The 15,623-nt window shown below is 33.7% G+C and carries 17 protein-coding genes; 11 read left to right on the top strand and 6 right to left on the bottom strand.

Features of this window, described 5'->3' with window-relative positions; genetic code table 11:
* Window positions 1-163 precede the first annotated feature (163 nt).
* The 3 genes from FLACOL7796_RS19645 to FLACOL7796_RS19635 are packed head-to-tail and all read right to left on the bottom strand — an operon-like array spanning window position 164 to window position 2,032.
* Entirely contained in the window at window positions 164-1,207 is a 1,044-nt protein-coding gene (locus FLACOL7796_RS19645) for an RluA family pseudouridine synthase (protein ID WP_173972498.1), read from the bottom strand.
* Entirely contained in the window at window positions 1,197-1,820 is a 624-nt protein-coding gene (locus FLACOL7796_RS19640) for a PASTA domain-containing protein (protein WP_173972497.1), read from the bottom strand. The genes FLACOL7796_RS19645 and FLACOL7796_RS19640 overlap by 11 nt, the downstream gene beginning before the upstream one ends.
* A gap of 41 nt (window positions 1,821-1,861) precedes the next feature.
* Entirely contained in the window at window positions 1,862-2,032 is a 171-nt protein-coding gene (locus tag FLACOL7796_RS19635; RefSeq protein ID WP_173972496.1) for a hypothetical protein, read from the bottom strand.
* A gap of 169 nt (window positions 2,033-2,201) precedes the next feature.
* On the opposite strand from FLACOL7796_RS19635, the gene FLACOL7796_RS19630 reads away from it, so the two are divergent.
* The 6 genes from FLACOL7796_RS19630 (at window position 2,202) to FLACOL7796_RS19605 (ending at window position 7,182) form a co-directional block, all read left to right on the top strand.
* On the top strand, window positions 2,202-3,173 hold the full coding sequence (locus tag FLACOL7796_RS19630; protein WP_173972495.1) for a D-alanine--D-alanine ligase: 972 nt from the start codon (window positions 2,202-2,204) through the stop codon (window positions 3,171-3,173).
* A gap of 176 nt (window positions 3,174-3,349) precedes the next feature.
* Window positions 3,350-4,042: a DUF421 domain-containing protein gene (locus FLACOL7796_RS19625; RefSeq protein WP_173972494.1), complete on the top strand. Its 693-nt coding sequence runs from the start codon at window positions 3,350-3,352 to the stop codon at window positions 4,040-4,042.
* 100 nt (window positions 4,043-4,142) lie between these two features.
* Window positions 4,143-4,601, top strand: a complete 459-nt coding sequence (gene coaD / locus FLACOL7796_RS19620) for a pantetheine-phosphate adenylyltransferase (protein ID WP_173972493.1) — start codon at window positions 4,143-4,145, stop codon at window positions 4,599-4,601.
* A 50-nt stretch (window positions 4,602-4,651) separates the two neighbouring features.
* Window positions 4,652-5,467 carry an alpha/beta hydrolase gene (locus FLACOL7796_RS19615; RefSeq protein WP_173972492.1) on the top strand — a complete coding sequence of 272 codons (816 nt, stop codon included), beginning with the start codon at window positions 4,652-4,654 and terminating at the stop codon, window positions 5,465-5,467.
* 45 nt (window positions 5,468-5,512) lie between these two features.
* A complete protein-coding gene (locus tag FLACOL7796_RS19610; protein WP_173972491.1) occupies window positions 5,513-6,526 on the top strand; it encodes a hypothetical protein in 1,014 nt (337 codons plus the stop codon).
* A 77-nt stretch (window positions 6,527-6,603) separates the two neighbouring features.
* Window positions 6,604-7,182, top strand: a complete 579-nt coding sequence (locus FLACOL7796_RS19605) for a PhnA domain-containing protein (protein ID WP_173972490.1) — start codon at window positions 6,604-6,606, stop codon at window positions 7,180-7,182.
* 124 nt (window positions 7,183-7,306) lie between these two features.
* Here the strand turns inward: FLACOL7796_RS19605 and FLACOL7796_RS19600 are convergent, their stop codons facing one another.
* Together FLACOL7796_RS19600 and FLACOL7796_RS19595 are read right to left on the bottom strand one after the other, a co-directional pair.
* Window positions 7,307-7,753, bottom strand: coding sequence for a hypothetical protein (locus FLACOL7796_RS19600; protein WP_173972489.1), 447 nt, complete (start codon window positions 7,751-7,753; stop codon window positions 7,307-7,309).
* Between the two features lie 344 nt (window positions 7,754-8,097).
* Window positions 8,098-9,447: a DEAD/DEAH box helicase gene (locus FLACOL7796_RS19595; RefSeq protein ID WP_173972488.1), complete on the bottom strand. Its 1,350-nt coding sequence runs from the start codon at window positions 9,445-9,447 to the stop codon at window positions 8,098-8,100.
* A gap of 299 nt (window positions 9,448-9,746) precedes the next feature.
* On the opposite strand from FLACOL7796_RS19595, the gene FLACOL7796_RS19590 reads away from it, so the two are divergent.
* The 4 genes from FLACOL7796_RS19590 to FLACOL7796_RS19575 all read left to right on the top strand — a co-directional run bounded on the left by FLACOL7796_RS19590 (window position 9,747) and on the right by FLACOL7796_RS19575 (window position 14,005).
* On the top strand, window positions 9,747-11,474 hold the full coding sequence (locus FLACOL7796_RS19590) for a M14 family metallopeptidase (RefSeq protein WP_173972487.1): 1,728 nt from the start codon (window positions 9,747-9,749) through the stop codon (window positions 11,472-11,474).
* A 1,002-nt stretch (window positions 11,475-12,476) separates the two neighbouring features.
* Window positions 12,477-12,707, top strand: a complete 231-nt coding sequence (locus FLACOL7796_RS19585; RefSeq protein WP_173972486.1) for a DUF4287 domain-containing protein — start codon at window positions 12,477-12,479, stop codon at window positions 12,705-12,707.
* 45 nt (window positions 12,708-12,752) lie between these two features.
* A complete protein-coding gene (locus FLACOL7796_RS19580; protein WP_173972485.1) occupies window positions 12,753-13,202 on the top strand; it encodes a GNAT family N-acetyltransferase in 450 nt (149 codons plus the stop codon).
* 62 nt (window positions 13,203-13,264) lie between these two features.
* Complete coding sequence (locus FLACOL7796_RS19575) at window positions 13,265-14,005, top strand: DUF6882 domain-containing protein (protein ID WP_173972484.1); 741 nt, start codon at window positions 13,265-13,267, stop codon at window positions 14,003-14,005.
* A 291-nt stretch (window positions 14,006-14,296) separates the two neighbouring features.
* Here FLACOL7796_RS19575 and FLACOL7796_RS19570 read toward each other — a convergent pair whose 3' ends face one another.
* Window positions 14,297-14,899, bottom strand: a complete 603-nt coding sequence (locus tag FLACOL7796_RS19570) for an NUDIX hydrolase (protein ID WP_173972483.1) — start codon at window positions 14,897-14,899, stop codon at window positions 14,297-14,299.
* Between the two features lie 7 nt (window positions 14,900-14,906).
* Between FLACOL7796_RS19570 and pyrE the strand changes: the two genes are divergently transcribed.
* Complete coding sequence (gene pyrE / locus FLACOL7796_RS19565; RefSeq protein WP_173972482.1) at window positions 14,907-15,557, top strand: orotate phosphoribosyltransferase; 651 nt, start codon at window positions 14,907-14,909, stop codon at window positions 15,555-15,557.
* The last annotated feature ends 66 nt before the right edge of the window (window positions 15,558-15,623 follow it).

Genomic DNA, 15,623 nt, shown 5'->3' with positions numbered 1-15,623 from the left:
TAAACAAGAAAATTCGTGTTAAATAAAATAAATAAAAACATTTTTTTTTAAAGTATAAAACAAAAAAGGCCGGAAGAATAATCTTCCGACCATGACTACCTATAAAGGAGCTTTTTTTAAATTATAAGAAATTTTCTAATTTTATAATTGACAAATTATCTAATTAGTTCTCGTCATCTTCCATATTATGCGTCTTTCCATAATTGCGCCATTTCTCGATACAATCCTGAAAATCCTGAGGTAATTCAGTATCAAAACGCATCATTTCGCCAGTCGCAGGATGCACAAAACCGAGTGTTTTAGCATGCAAAGCCTGACGTGGCAATGCTTTAAAACAATTATCAATAAACTGTTTGTATTTTGTAAAAGTCGTTCCCTTCAAAATCAAATGACCACCATAACGTTCGTCATTAAAAAGCGGATGACCAATATGTTTCATGTGCGCACGAATCTGGTGCGTTCTACCCGTTTCTAACTTACAAGAAATCAAAGTAACGTAACCAAAACGTTCCAAAACCTTATAATGCGTAATCGCAGGTTTTCCAATTTCAGGATCAGCAAAAACGGCCATTTGCATGCGGTCTTTCAAATGTCTTGCAAGATTTCCTTCAATAGTTCCCGCCTCTTCAGCAACATTTCCCCAAACAAGAGCAATATACTCACGTTCAGAAGTTTTAGCCTCAAATTGCTTTGCCAGATGCGTCATAGCCGCTTCCGTTTTCGCCACAACCAAAAGTCCCGACGTATCCTTATCAATTCTATGAACCAAACCAGGACGTTCGCTGCTGTTCATTGGCAAATTATCAAAATGATGTGCCAAAGCATTTACCAAAGTCCCGGTATAATTACCGTGACCAGGATGTACAACCATTCCGGGTTCTTTGTTAATTAACAACAAAGCATCATCTTCATAAACAATATTCAACGGAATATTCTCAGGAAGAATATGATTTTCGTATGGCGGATGCGTTAACATAACCGTCACAACATCAAAAGGTTTTACCTTATAATTTGATTTTACCGGAATATCATTTACAAAAATATTACCTTCAGTTGCCGCGTTCTGAATTTTGTTACGCGTCGCATTCTGAATCAAATTCATTAAATATTTGTCAATACGCAAAAGCGCCTGACCTTTAGGGACTTCAAATCTAAAATGTTCGAATAATTCGTCTTCCAGATCTAAATTTTCATTATTATTGTTCATCTTTTGGGGTTTCAGTAGTTGGCGCAGCTAAACTGTCTGTCGCCTGACTTTCATCTACATAAGTTGCTTTTCCGTCACCTAAAACCAAATCAATTTTAGACGCTTTCAGCACTCGGTCGCCTACTTTTAAGTTTCTACCTTTATAACGCATCTCCAAAACCATATCTTTTCCAAGATTCGGAATATAAGTAATAGTTCCCTGCTCAAGCCCTAAAGCCTTCAAAGTAGGAACCGCTTCACGATACGTTTTCTCGATTAAATCAGGAATTCTAACAGACGAAAAACCTGACGCATTAATTTTAATATATATTTTTCTTCCCACTTTTACCTTCGTTCCCGGCAACGGATCTTGCTCAACAACACTGTATTTAGGAAATTCACTTCTGTAATCAACACTATCCAAAAGCACATAATCCAAGTCCAGTTCATCCAGTTTTGCCTCCACTTGTTCCTCTGTCAATTTAGACAAATTCGGAACTGCAATTTCATGTCCATGATCAGTTGTAAAAGTCAGCCAATGCATAAACAGATAACCCAAAACAGCAATAATAGCAGCAGCAATCAGGATTTGTACAAAAAACACACGGCTTGTTAAATACTTACGTAAAGTCATAAATTAATTTTTAGTTGTGGCAAAGATAAAGCTATTTCGTTTCAAAAAAAATGATAATTTTGTTTTAAACAAGAAAGTCGCATGATTGTCATCCTGAGCGAAGTCGAAGGATAATTTTCAGGAGCTATTTCCTGCTGTCCGCTGTATCTTTTGTGCCGAACACCGGCCCAAAAGGATGCCGCTCCCATCAGGGCTAGGGCTTTAGTTTTCATAAAAAGATTTTTGGTACAATTTGTCAGGCAAAGCGATAGAGATAGCACGCAGATCTAACGGATTTAAACAGATAGACACAGATTTTTAAAATCTAATTCCTGAATTCGTGGCAAAAAACCTGAAACCTGAAATAATTAAATAAAAGATTAAACATATAAACAATATAGAATGAAAAACATTGCCATCATCATGGGCGGATATTCAAGCGAATACAAAATATCGCTGATCAGCGGAAACGTTGTTTACCAATATCTTGACAAAACAAAATACAACGGATTCCGTATTCATATTTTTAAAGAAAAATGGGTATATGTAGACGAAAACAACGCCGAATTTTCGATCGATAAAAACGATTTTTCTGTAACCGTAAACGATCAAAAAATCACATTCGACTGTGTATTCAACGCTATTCACGGTACTCCGGGCGAAGATGGATTAATGCAGGCGTATTTCGAATTAATAGGAATTAAACAATCGTCTTGCGATTATTACCAAGCCGCATTAACATTCAATAAACGTGATTTATTATCGGTTTTAAAACCATACGGAATCAAAACGGCAATTTCTTATTACCTAAATAAAGGTGATGTTATCAATACTGCCGAAATCGTTAAAAAAGTAGGTTTGCCATGTTTCGTAAAACCAAACAAAGCAGGTTCTAGTTTCGGAATCTCAAAAGTAAAATCAGAAGCAGAATTGCCAATCGCGATCGAAGTAGCTTATAAAGAAGACAACGAAATTATCATCGAAAGCTTCCTTGACGGAACCGAAGTTTCTGTGGGAGTAATCAATTACCAGGGCGAAATCAAGGTTTTACCCATCACCGAAATAGTTTCAGACAATGATTTCTTCGATTACGAAGCCAAATACGAAGGAAAATCACAAGAAATCACGCCAGCTCGAATTTCAGACGAGTTAACACAAAAAGTTAGCGAAGTAGCAAAACGTGCATACGAAGTCTTAAAGATGAAAGGATTCTCAAGAAGCGAATTCATCATCGTAGACAACGAACCATACATGCTGGAGATGAACACCATACCAGGTTTAACCACCGAAAGCCTAATCCCGCAACAAGCACACGCAGCCGGAATATCTCTCGAAGATTTATTTACCAACGCGATTGAGTTAGCGCTCTCTTAAAAGATACTAAGGTTCTGAGATACTAAGTTACTAAGATCTCAGAACCTTTTTTTTAACCACAAAATATTGTCAGACTGAGCGAAGTCGAAGTCCCGCAAAGTGATCAAACTACAAATGATCCTTAAACGACTAAACTTAGCAACTTAGCCTCTCAGCACCTTAGCACCTTAAAAAAAATGAAAGAAATATTCGAATGGAATAGGCTTTTTTACAACAATCTTCCCGCAAACTTTGCTCTGGAAGTAATATTTCGTTCTACAGTAATGTTCATCATTTTACTGCTAACCCTAAAACTAGCAGGAAAAAGAGGTGTAAAACAATTATCAATTTTCGAAACCGTAATCATCATTGCACTAGGTTCTGCCGCAGGAGATCCTATGTTTTATGAAGATGTAGGTATTGTTCCCGCTGCGATCGTTTTTACGGTAATTATTATTTTATATCGTTCTGTAACGTGGCTTACCGGAAAAAGTAAAAGATTCGAAGAATTTATAGAAGGTAAAACCGAATGTTTAATCAATAATGGTAAATTTTCTATTGCGACTTTCAAAAAAGAAAGCCTCGCCCAAGACGAGTTTTTCTCTGAGCTTCGCATAAAGTCGATAGAACATCTCGGACAAATAAAACACGCTTTTATAGAAACCAGCGGAGAAATAAGCGTATTTTTCTATGAAGATCAGGAAGTAAAATACGGATTACCTATTTTGCCCGCTGCATTCAATAAAAAAAGTAAAATCATAGAAAAAGACGGAATTCATGCCTGCACCTTTTGCGGCCACACCGAAGAACATACATCAGGAACTGCAAATTGTGAAGTCTGCAAAAAAGATGAATGGGTTCCTGCATTAAAAACGCTTAGAATAACCTAATAATAAATTCCAAAATTTAAATTCCAAATTCCAAAAGCTTCGAAATATTCAAACTTTGAATCTTTGTAACTTTTAACCTCTGAACCTTAAAAGAAAAAAAATGCGAAAAGCGATATTCCCCGGATCATTTGACCCCATTACACTTGGACACGAAGACATTATCAAAAGAGGAATTCCTTTATTTGATGAAATTGTAATTGCAATTGGTGTAAACGCCGAAAAAAAATATATGTTTTCACTCGAAGAAAGAAAACGCTTTATAGAAGAAACTTTCAAAGACGAACCAAAAATTTCTGTTATTACTTACGAAGGATTAACAATAGATCTGGCTAAAAAACAAAAAGCCCACTTCATTTTAAGAGGTTTGCGCAATCCTGCCGATTTCGAATTCGAAAAAGCCATCGCCCACACCAACAGAAAACTATCTAAAATCGAAACCGTATTTTTATTAACAGCAGCAAGTACTTCATTTATTAGTTCAAGCATTGTGCGCGATGTATTACGTCATGGCGGCGAATACGAAATGCTGGTTCCGGATGCTGTTAGAGTGAAGAAATAAAGAAGCGATTTTACCTAAAACCAAAATTTGTGTTTAAAAAACTAATTCTAATGCTTCTCTTTATTTCATTTAATAAAATTAGTAGTCAGAATAATTCTGATTTCGGAAAAGGAATAAAAGATATCGAACGATACAATTCGAAAGAAATTGATTTTATCGATTCTGAAGAAAACGTAAAGTTAAGCGGAACACTTATTTTTCCTAAAACCAACTATTCAAAAATTGTCGTTATAACACCAGGAAGCGGTCAGAACAACCGCAATTCTCATTATAATATTGCAGAAGAATTATTAAAAAATGGAATTGCAGTTTATCGCTTTGACGATCGTGGCGTTGGTAAATCAGGCGGAAAAGTAAATTTTGGAGTTGATCAAATTATAAAAGACTTGTATTATGCATTAAATAATCTTCAGAAAATTGATTCTCTTTCTAATAAAAAAATAGGCGCTTTAGGTCATAGTTTAGGCGGAATCGCCACAATTGATGTCTATCAAAGCGGACTTAAAATTGATTTTTTGATATTGATGGCTACACCAATTGAAAAATTTGGAAAATTTAATAAACCTCAATACAACTCCAGAAGAAATCCTGAAATTAAGGTAAGTACCAAAATGCTATTTCAGAATTTACAAATTCCAATGCTTTTTATTGCAGGAACAAATGATAGCTTTTTCAACAGTACAGAAACTGCCGCATTAATTCATGATTTAAATAATAAAAACATAGAGGTTAAAATTATAAATGGATTGAATCATTTTTTACGAGCGGGATCTGATGATTGGAAAAAAACAAAAGAATACCAAAATTTATATGAAATAAATCCTCAGGCTCTCAACGAAATTACAAGCTGGATAGCTAAGATTTAATGATTAAATTAAAACCAAAACATATATTTTTTAATATCATTTTAGATGAAAATAAAAGCCATAATCCTTGTTTTAATTTGTTCTGCTACAGTTTTTGTTTCTTGTAAAAAAGAAGAAAAAGCAACAAAGTTTAAAGACAAATCAGAAACTAAACAAGACATCAGATTAGATAGCTTAGCTCTTCTCTACAAAACAACCAATAAAGAGAATACTGAAGAAATACGAATTACGGCGTACGAGCCAAGTGAAAACGATAAACATTTTTTAGTCGGGGATAAAAATTTTATTTTAGTTTCAAAATATTTAAAAGAAGGAAACGAATTTAAACTCATCAAAAAAGATACTTTAATTTCCAACGAATATAATTACACCGAAATTGGAAAAGAAAGTTTTCAGAAAACAACAATTAAAAATCAGGAATACATTCTTTTATCTATTCGGGAATCTTATCAGGGAACTGCTGTTACAGAACAAACAGTATCTTTTATAATGCTAAATACTCAAACTTTAAAGAGCTATACTCTAATGTATGCTGGAGAAATTTCACTTCGAAGTAAACAATCTATTGACGGTGAATTTATTGACAGTAAAATTTTAGATTCGGAACCCGAAATAAAAAAAGTTCTGTATGAATTTGCCAATAAAAGTAAATTGATTTTTCATATTTCAAAAGATGAGAATCACTACACTAACTATGTGCAAAAATGGGAAACTGATAACAATTCTATTAATCACTTAGCCAATGGCTATTCCGGAATCCCGGACACAATTTACAGTACTTATTATAAAGATGATTTATTTAATTTTACAGGAGATTACAACAAATCAGAAAGTATTGAAAATAACAACTTTAAAATTGTATCTTTTTTTCGAGGCAACATTATCGCATTTGATAAAAATAAAAAATTATACTTTCCTATTTACACCGAAACTTGTGTAACCGGCTGTGATAAAAAAATAAAATTTGTTTCTGAAAACAGTATTGAAGTACTATATCATGAAAGTTCTGAAAATGAAACTTCAATTATTAATCTTGATGAAATAATATTTAAAAACTAGAATTTTAAGTCCAAATATAAACTTGCAAGCGAAACAAATTATAAGTAATTTCGCATTTTTAAAATAAACACCAAATAATGAGCATCGAAAGAGAATTAAACAAACGTAGCGGATCTAAATGTGAACTTTGTGGCGCCGAAGAAAACCTAAAAGTATATCAGGTATTACCAACTCAAAAAGGTGGTCTTGACGAAAGTATTTTAGCATGTAGTACGTGTATAGACCAAATTGAAAACCCGGATAATGTCGATTTAAATCACTGGAGATGTCTTAACGACAGCATGTGGAATGAAAACGTTGCCGTGCAAGTGGTAGCCTGGAGAATGTTGAGCCGTATGCGTGCTGCGGGATGGCCACAGGAATTATTAGACATGATGTATTTAGACGAAGATACTCTGGCATGGGCGCAAGCCACTGGCGAAGGCGAAGATGACGAAAACAAAATCATTCACCGTGATAGCAATGGCGTAATTTTAGAACACGGAGATTCTGTCGTTTTAATTAAAGATCTTAAAGTAAAAGGATCAAGCATGGTTGCCAAACAAGGAACTGCAGTTCGTAACATTCGTTTAGATCATGAAAATGCCGAATACATTGAAGGAAAAGTAGACGGTCAGCAAATTGTAATTATTACGCAATACGTGAAGAAGATATAAGTTTTCAGTCGCAGTCGCAGTTTTCAGTTCGTAAAATAACTGAAAACTGCGACCGAAAACTGTATACTAAAAAAGGGCTATTCATATTTTGAATAGCCCTTTTTTTAGTTTGTATAAGAGTAAATTATTTTTGGAATAATTTATTAATCTGATCTTTTAATAATGGTTCAGAAACACTGCTTGTTGCAGAAGAAGCATCTTTAGAAGAAACCATAAACTGAACTGTCGCTTTCTCCGGAATAACACTTCCTGTGTAGTGTAACCAAATATAGTTATTAGGCAATTCTAATTTGATATCATATAAAGGGCTTGCAGTAAAACCATTTACAATAATATTATAAAGGCTATTATAATCATTATTTACATTTTTGAATGTAAATTTTCTCAAGCTTGATGATTCATCATCATTCTGGATACTTGTATAATAAACAGTATATTCATCTCCAATTTTTTGAATATAATTGTTATTTACTTTTCCTAATCTCTCAACTGGTACAGTTTCAATAACCTTAATTTGTGCAAAAGAGACAAAACTAAACATCAAAATGGCAATCGTAATAATTCTTTTCATAATTAATTTGGGGTTTATTATTTACGGGCACAAGAAACGCAGAAAATATGATAAATTAAAGCCTTAACCGTTAATTTATTAACAATATATTAAGATTGTTATTTAAAATCAGTTAAAACCTTTAATAAATCAAATTAAAATATTGAAATTCAATATTTTAACACGCACGTAATACCTCAAAATATATTAAAAACCGCCCCAATACAGTGATCAAAAACGATCAAAACAGGCCTTAATTATAAAACTTATACTACAATAATTCCTTCTTGATTTTAATATAGTTCTTTAACAAAAGAAGATCTTATCTAAAACAAACCCGAAACTTAAAACCGGAAACCAAAAAACTACTTCTCCTCCTCTTTCTTTACCACTTTGCGGGCAACTTCAATTTTAAATTTCTTGCCTTTCATTTTTTCGTCCTTAATATTATGCAGCAAGTCTTTTACTTTATTGAATTTTACGGCCGCAAACGAAATGAAATCTTTTACTTCAATTAAACCTAAATCGCCTTTCTCCAGTTTTCCTTTTTGAGAAAAGAAACCCACAATATCAATTTTATTCAGTTTTGTTTTCTTTCCCCCACTAATATAAATAGTTTGAAATTCGGGTGGTTTTGGCAAAGTCGTAGCATTATCAACTTTTAAAACTTCCATTCCGTAGTCGATGTAATCCAGTTTTTTTTCACTTTCGTGAATGATAATATATGCCGTTCCAGAAGCTTGCATACGCGCAGTACGACCGTTACGGTGTGTAAATTCGTCTTCTTTAAGAGGTAAATGATAATGAATAACGTGTTTCATTTCAGGAATATCCAGTCCACGAGCCGCTAAATCCGTTGTGATGAGGTAACTCATACTTCCGTTTCTAAACTGAATCAAAGCACGTTCGCGCTCGTCCTGATCCATTCCACCATGATAATAAGTAGCGTAAATGCCTTTTTCGTTTAATGTATCGCTAATACGTTCGGCAGCATCACGATGATTACAAAAAATAATAGCCGATTGTGATTTTAAAGAACAAATCAAATTAAATAAACTGCCTAATTTGTCTTTAGAAGGAGAAACAACCATTTTCATCGAAAGATTCGTTTTCTCTTCCTGCTCCGGAATAAAATCTAAAACCGTCGGATTTACAACTCGTGTGTATCTTGGGATTTCAATATCAGAAGTTGCCGAAACCAAAACACGTTTGTTCAGTTTAGTTAACTTTCCAATGATATAAGACATTTGCTCATGAAAGCCCAATTGCAACGACTTATCAAATTCATCCAGAATTAAAGTCTGAATTTTATCTGTTCTAAAAGTATCTCTGTCAATATGATCTGCAATTCTTCCCGGAGTTCCTATTAAAACTGCTGGCGGGTTGCTAAGATTTTTGATTTCAGTATCTATCGAGTGACCACCGTAACAAATATTTACTTTGTATGGTGTTCCCATTTTTTTCCAAACCTGCTCAATCTGCAAACCTAATTCGCGCGAAGGCACTAATATTAAACATTGAACCGAAAGGATTTCAGGTTGCAACAATTCTAAAACAGGCAATAAAAAAGCTAATGTTTTTCCTGATCCTGTAGGAGAAAGTAATAATACGTTGTTATCGTTTAAAATTGCGTCTTGAGCAACTTCTTGCATTTCGTTTAGGCTCTCAATACCTAAGTTCGAAAGTATGTTGTTGGAATGGTGATTTTTATTCATTTTGCAAAAGTAGTCAAAATACTGATTGTTTCAGGTTTTCTTTGTTTTAGGTTTGAAATGCGAATAAAAAGTTTAACCTCAAAGTGCGCGAAGGTTTACGCAATGAACGCTATTTATTTCTCGCAAAGTCGCAAACTTATATTGACAAAGCTTTGCGAACTTTGCGTTTTTTAAAACCCTCTAAATTAAAAAAACTTTGCACGCTTTGCGGTAAAATACCAAAGTAGCTCTACTCCTATTTTCCATCTAAAACCTAAAACAAAATTTCTATATTTGATTCTCTATTTAAAACCCGAACCATGAGATTTTTCATTCTGCCACTTCTCCTTTTTTCGTTAACGATCTTTGGACAAAACAATAAAAAATACGATACTTTTTTTGAGAAAGGAAACGGAAATCAATCTGCTTCATATCAGGAAACTATTGCTTATTTTAAGCTTCTGGCAAAAGATTTCCCAACGATTCAAATCAAAGAAATGGGACTTACAGATTCGGGAGAACCGTTGCATATGGTCGTTTATAATCCTGACAAAGAGTTTCATTTTGAAAAAATTCAGAAAAACAAAGCGGTTCTTTTTATCAATAACGGAATTCACGCGGGAGAACCTGACGGAATTGACGCTACAATGCAATTCTACAGAGATTTAGCCATTGGTAAACTAAAAGCACCTAAAAACACTGTTTTGGTTACTATTCCGGTTTATAATATTGGAGGGGCTTTAAACCGAAATTCGACTACAAGAGCGAATCAGGATGGACCCGAGATTTATGGTTTTAGAGGAAATGCGAGAAACTATGATTTGAATCGGGATTTAATGAAATCTGACACTCGAAACACAAAGAGTTTTGTCGAAATTTTTCAGAAAATAAACGCCGATGTTTTTATTGATAATCACGTGAGCAACGGATCTGATTACCAATACAAACTAACCTACATCATGACACAACACAACAAATTAGGAACTGTTTTGGGTGATTTTTTGAATGACGAAATGATGCCGGCTTTGGTAAAAGATTTACAGCAAAAGAAAATTGAAACCACACCTTATGTCGATTCTTTTAAAGATACACCGGACAAAGGTTTTGGTCAGTTTGTAGATAGTCCAAGATATACGACAGGTTATACCTCGTTGTTTAATACGATTGGTTTTGTGGTAGAAACTCATATGCTGAAAAAATATGCTGAACGCGTAAAAATGACTTATGAATACACCAAATCGACTTTGGATTTTACAGATGCCAATTATCAAAAAATTAAAGCACTTAGGGTAAAAAACTTAGAGCAATATCAGCCTAAAAAAACCTATACTTTAAAATGGGAATTAGACAGTACAAAAGCCACAACATTTTCGTTTTTAGGATATGAAGCGAGTTACAAAAAAAGCGATGCTACAACGGGAAATCGTTTGTATTATGACCGAAGCAAACCGTATAAAAAAGACGTTCCCTATATCAAAGAATTCAAATCGGTGAAAGAAGTTGTGATTCCAGGTGCGTATGTTATTCCGCGTGGTTATTGGAATATTATTGATCTCCTGAAGAATAACAATATTACCTATTCGCAGCTTAAAAAGGATACGATTATAGAAGTCGAAAGTTATAAAATTGCTGATTTTAAAACGGTTCAAAATCCTTACGAAGGACATTATTTGCATTACAACACAACGATAAATTCTAAAGTTGTAAAAATGGCTTTCGCCAAAGGTGACTACTTAGTTTCGACAAACCAAAAAGGCGTAAAATATCTCGTAGAGGCTTTTGAACCGGAAGGTGTCGATTCTTTCTTTAACTGGAATTTCTTCGATCCTATTTTACAACAAAAAGAACATTATTCTGAATATATTTTTGAAGATACAGCTTCGAAACTTTTAAAAGAAAATCCACAACTAAAAGCTGAACTAGAAACGAAAAAACAAAACGATCGCGAATTTGCTAAAAATGCCGAAGCGCAATTAAATTGGATTTATAAAAATTCTGTGTATTACGAAAAAGCGCATTTACAATATCCTGTTTATCGTGTTTTGTAGATTTTTTTGACCGCAAAGTTTTTTTTAAACCGCAAAGAGCGCTAAGTTTTTTTTGATTTTGATTGAGTTGAAAAACACAGAGATCGCAAAGCTTTGTATAGAACTTTGTCAAAGTTTTAAAACTTTGACAAAGTTGAATCGTTATCGGTATTTAACTCATTATGGATTTACATAAAAATACTTTATTTTAAACTTATACATTTGATTAGCTAGTTTTGAAATAACAATAGTGTAAGTGTTCTAAACCTATTGCTCTGAAAGAGCCTTAGCAATAGCATGGTGCGAAGCACTATGAATGAAAAACGATTGTAATTTTAAGCCCTGTAAGGGCGAAAGCCTAATTTCAAAAAGTACGTTTACCATATTTGTTAGCGCATAAAACAACTATTCTTTGAATCTTTATTCTTAATTTTCTTTTGCCCTTTCAGGGCAATTTCCAATTTTAATTTAATTCGTAGTGCGCTGCACTACGCTATTGCTATTAGGGCTTTCAGCCCATTTTTAAAGTTTCCGATCCTTTATGACAGCAAACGCCAGAATGTGGTTTTACAATCCGTGTCCCTAAATAGAATTAAGCATTAGCATTCTATTTGATACTATCTCAGTTGTTACAAATTTGCGCTATCGTCCTCAACAACGATATATAATATTCCGTAGGAATATCTCATTGGTAGAAAAAAATAATATCGTTTTGTGAAATGTGTCCTGTAGGGACACCTGATTTATATAAACAAAACATACCCCCATTAATCAAACGTTCCTGCGGAATGTATAACTGTAATTCAATTTTAATTCTACCAAGCAGACATTCCTACTGAATGTTTTTTTGTTTCAAAATATAGAATACTTGTATGCCTAAAGATTCTTAAAAATTCTTTCGTTAAACTTTGTCAAAGTTTAAAACTTTGACAAAGTTGGCCAAGGAAATTAAAAACCTGAAAACCAATTCTATTTTAATTTGTATTTTAGTACTTGATAAACTAACCCACTAACCATTATTTTATGTCATTTCAAGGATATTTAAAAACAATTAAAGAAAAAACAGGCAATGGTCCCGCAGAGTTTAGAACTTTAGCAGAACAAAAAGGTTTTACGGCAAACGGAGAATTAAAACCTGACGTAAAAGCGGGAGATATTGTAAACTGGCTTAAAAATGATTTTGAATTAGGCCAAGGACATGCAATGGCAATTTATGCCTTGCTTAAAGGAATAAAAAATGAGGATAGCGAGTAAAAGTCTAACCTATCAATTTTTTGCGCGATAATTTTAAAACAAAAAATGAGAATAATTTCAGTTAGGGAAAACCCTGAATATAAAGACAAAACGATTGAATACTTGCAAAATAGTTGGTCTGAAGTAGCGCCCATTATTTATGAAGATTGTATTAGCCATAGCATCAATGCCAAAGACTCGTTGCCACAATGGTATTTATTAGAAAATAACGACGCGATTATTGGTTGTGCCGGACTTATTACAAATGATTTTATTAGCCGAATGGATCTTTATCCTTGGGTTTGTGCCATCTTTATAGAGGAAAAACACAGAGGAAACAATTACAGTAAACTACTTATCGAAAAAGCCAAAAAAGACGCTAAAGAAGCCGGATTTAAAAATTTATATCTGTGCACGGATAACATCGGATTCTACGAAAAAATTGGCTTTAACTACATTGGGCAGGGATATCATCCGTGGGAGGAAGAATCGAGAATTTATCAAATCGATTTGTAAACTTATTTCAGGACGAAACAAAACATAAAAAATCAATTTTATTTAACCAAAAACCATAGAGAATGGGAATATTCAATAATCTTTTTAAAAAGAGCGAAGAAAAAACAGAAGCAATTATTAAACAGGAAAACATTAGTAAACACTTTACATCTGAAAATGATTTTTTAGAGAAATTTGGTGCATCTGCCCTGGAGAAACAAAGAAATCTTTATGATGTAACCGGCGGACTTTCCTGGAATGTTGATATGAATAAGGAAGAAATAACATTTGGAGATCATCTTACTTTTCCGATGCAGGTTTTGGGTTCTTTTTCTCATTCTTCGGAAACCTGGTTATGGATTTGGGAAAATAAAGCGGGTGGATATGCTGAATCGGTTATGAAACAAGCGCTTTTATTGAAACAATATGGGGAAGAAAATAATATTGATTTATTGACTGTTGGAAAATTTGACGCTGTAGAGAATGATTTACATTTAATAGGCATGATTGCTGTTGAAATGTTTAACGGAAGTGGTTATTATCTTGGAAATTACGGACAGGGAACGATGGTGGTTACGATTAAATCTGATATAATTGATAAAGTTGAAAGCGAAGAATTAGCCAGAATTTTAACTGTTTTTCCAGAATTAATTTCAACATTTGAGATTCAAAATCACAAAAATGCTTTTACCAATTATCTAACACAGAAAGGTTATCAACTAACACTGAACGGCAACGAAATTAAAGCAGAAAAGAACGAAAATGTAATTAACGCTGTCTTTAATGAGAATAATCTTTTGACAAAACTAAATGGTAATTCTTAAGTTTATTTGAGTCTAAATTAGATTTTTGCATTGCTAAAACTTTAAACTTCATGCAAATTTAAAGACAAAGTGTAGCTTCGCGTGAGGGATAGAAGCTAGCTACCAAAGTAGCGTGGATAGCCCGACAGCAATTAAAAAAAGACCTAATGAACGCAAAGTTGATTAGGTCTTTTTTTAATTGGTGGCACGCCCAAATTAATGGGAATGGCAAAAATCAATGGCAATTACAAATATCAATGACAATGGCAATGTCAATTTTAAATTGATTTTTGATATTGACTTTTGTAATTGCTATTGAAAAGTATTTTCTTTTTCGAACAACAATTTAATGTTCTCGTAAGAGTTTTTTAATGCTTCTTTGATTTGCTCGGGATTTAGCCAGGCCACTTTTTCGATTCCTTCTTCGGCCTGACCTTGTGGGATTCCTTCGAAGTCAGATTGCATTTCGAACCAATGTGTTACTTTGAGTTTGTATTTTCCGTTGCGTTTAAAAACGTGATAGGTTTTATCTAGTTTATTGGTAATGCGAAGTTTACCTACTCCGGTTTCTTCTTCGACTTCGCGCATGGCGGTGTCTTCGATTTCTTCACCTTTTTCGATTCCGCCTTTTGGCAAGTCCCATTTTCCGTTTCTGAAAATAAATAAGACTTCGCCTTTTTTATTGTACACAAGGCCTCCACCCGCTTTATTTACGGGGATTTTGGCTTTTAGCGTCTTCATAATCTCCTTTTCGTCAGGATGATACAAATAAGCTTTTTGAATTTTATTTTGAAACATTTTGACGATAAGATGCTCGATATCAATACTCTCTAACAAGAATAATTGAAAATCAGTCTCTTTCGAGATCTCATTTGTCAAAAAAAGTGGTTTGTCGTTCACAAAAACTTTATACATTTGTACTATGATTTTTAATAAAGATACTGCCGAAAAAACAGCCGAATTGCTTTTGCAAATAAATGCAATTAAATTGAATCCCGAAAATCCTTTTACATGGGCTTCTGGTTGGAAATCTCCTATTTACTGTGATAATAGGTTAATTCTTTCATTTCCTAGCATCCGAAACTACGTTCGTGATGAGTTTGCGAAAAATATTGAGAAACAATTTGGGAAACCAGATGTTATTGCCGGTGTTGCCACTGGAGCTATTGGAGTGGGGATTCTTGTTGCTGAAAGCCTTGGATTACCATTTGTATATGTGCGTCCGGAAGCAAAAAAACATGGAAGACAAAACCAGGTTGAAGGTTTTTTACAAAAAGGCCAAAATGTGGTTGTGGTTGAAGATTTAATTAGTACTGGAAACAGCAGTTTGATGGCTGTTGAAGCTTTACGTAACGAAGGTGCCAATATAAAAGGTATGGCAGCGATTTTTACGTACGGTTTTAATGTTGCCGAAGAGAACTTTAAAAATGCTAATATCGATTTGTATACACTTAGTAATTACGAAAACTTATTAGACTTAGCTGTTCAGAAACAATATATTACCGAAGAGCAACAATCGACTTTGCTGGAATGGAACGAAAGTCCATCAACGTGGGGGAAAGAGGAAGAATAATTTTAGATTTTAGATTTTAGATTTTAGATTTTAGATTTTAGATTTTAGATTTTAGATTTTAGATTT

The sequence above is a fragment of the Flavobacterium bizetiae genome (assembly GCF_902804475.1).
In the GTDB taxonomy this organism is placed as follows: Bacteria; Bacteroidota; Bacteroidia; order Flavobacteriales; family Flavobacteriaceae; genus Flavobacterium; species Flavobacterium bizetiae.
The sequence above is the reverse complement of the archived record's forward strand: the minus strand, read 5'-3'. Positions and strand labels throughout refer to the sequence as shown.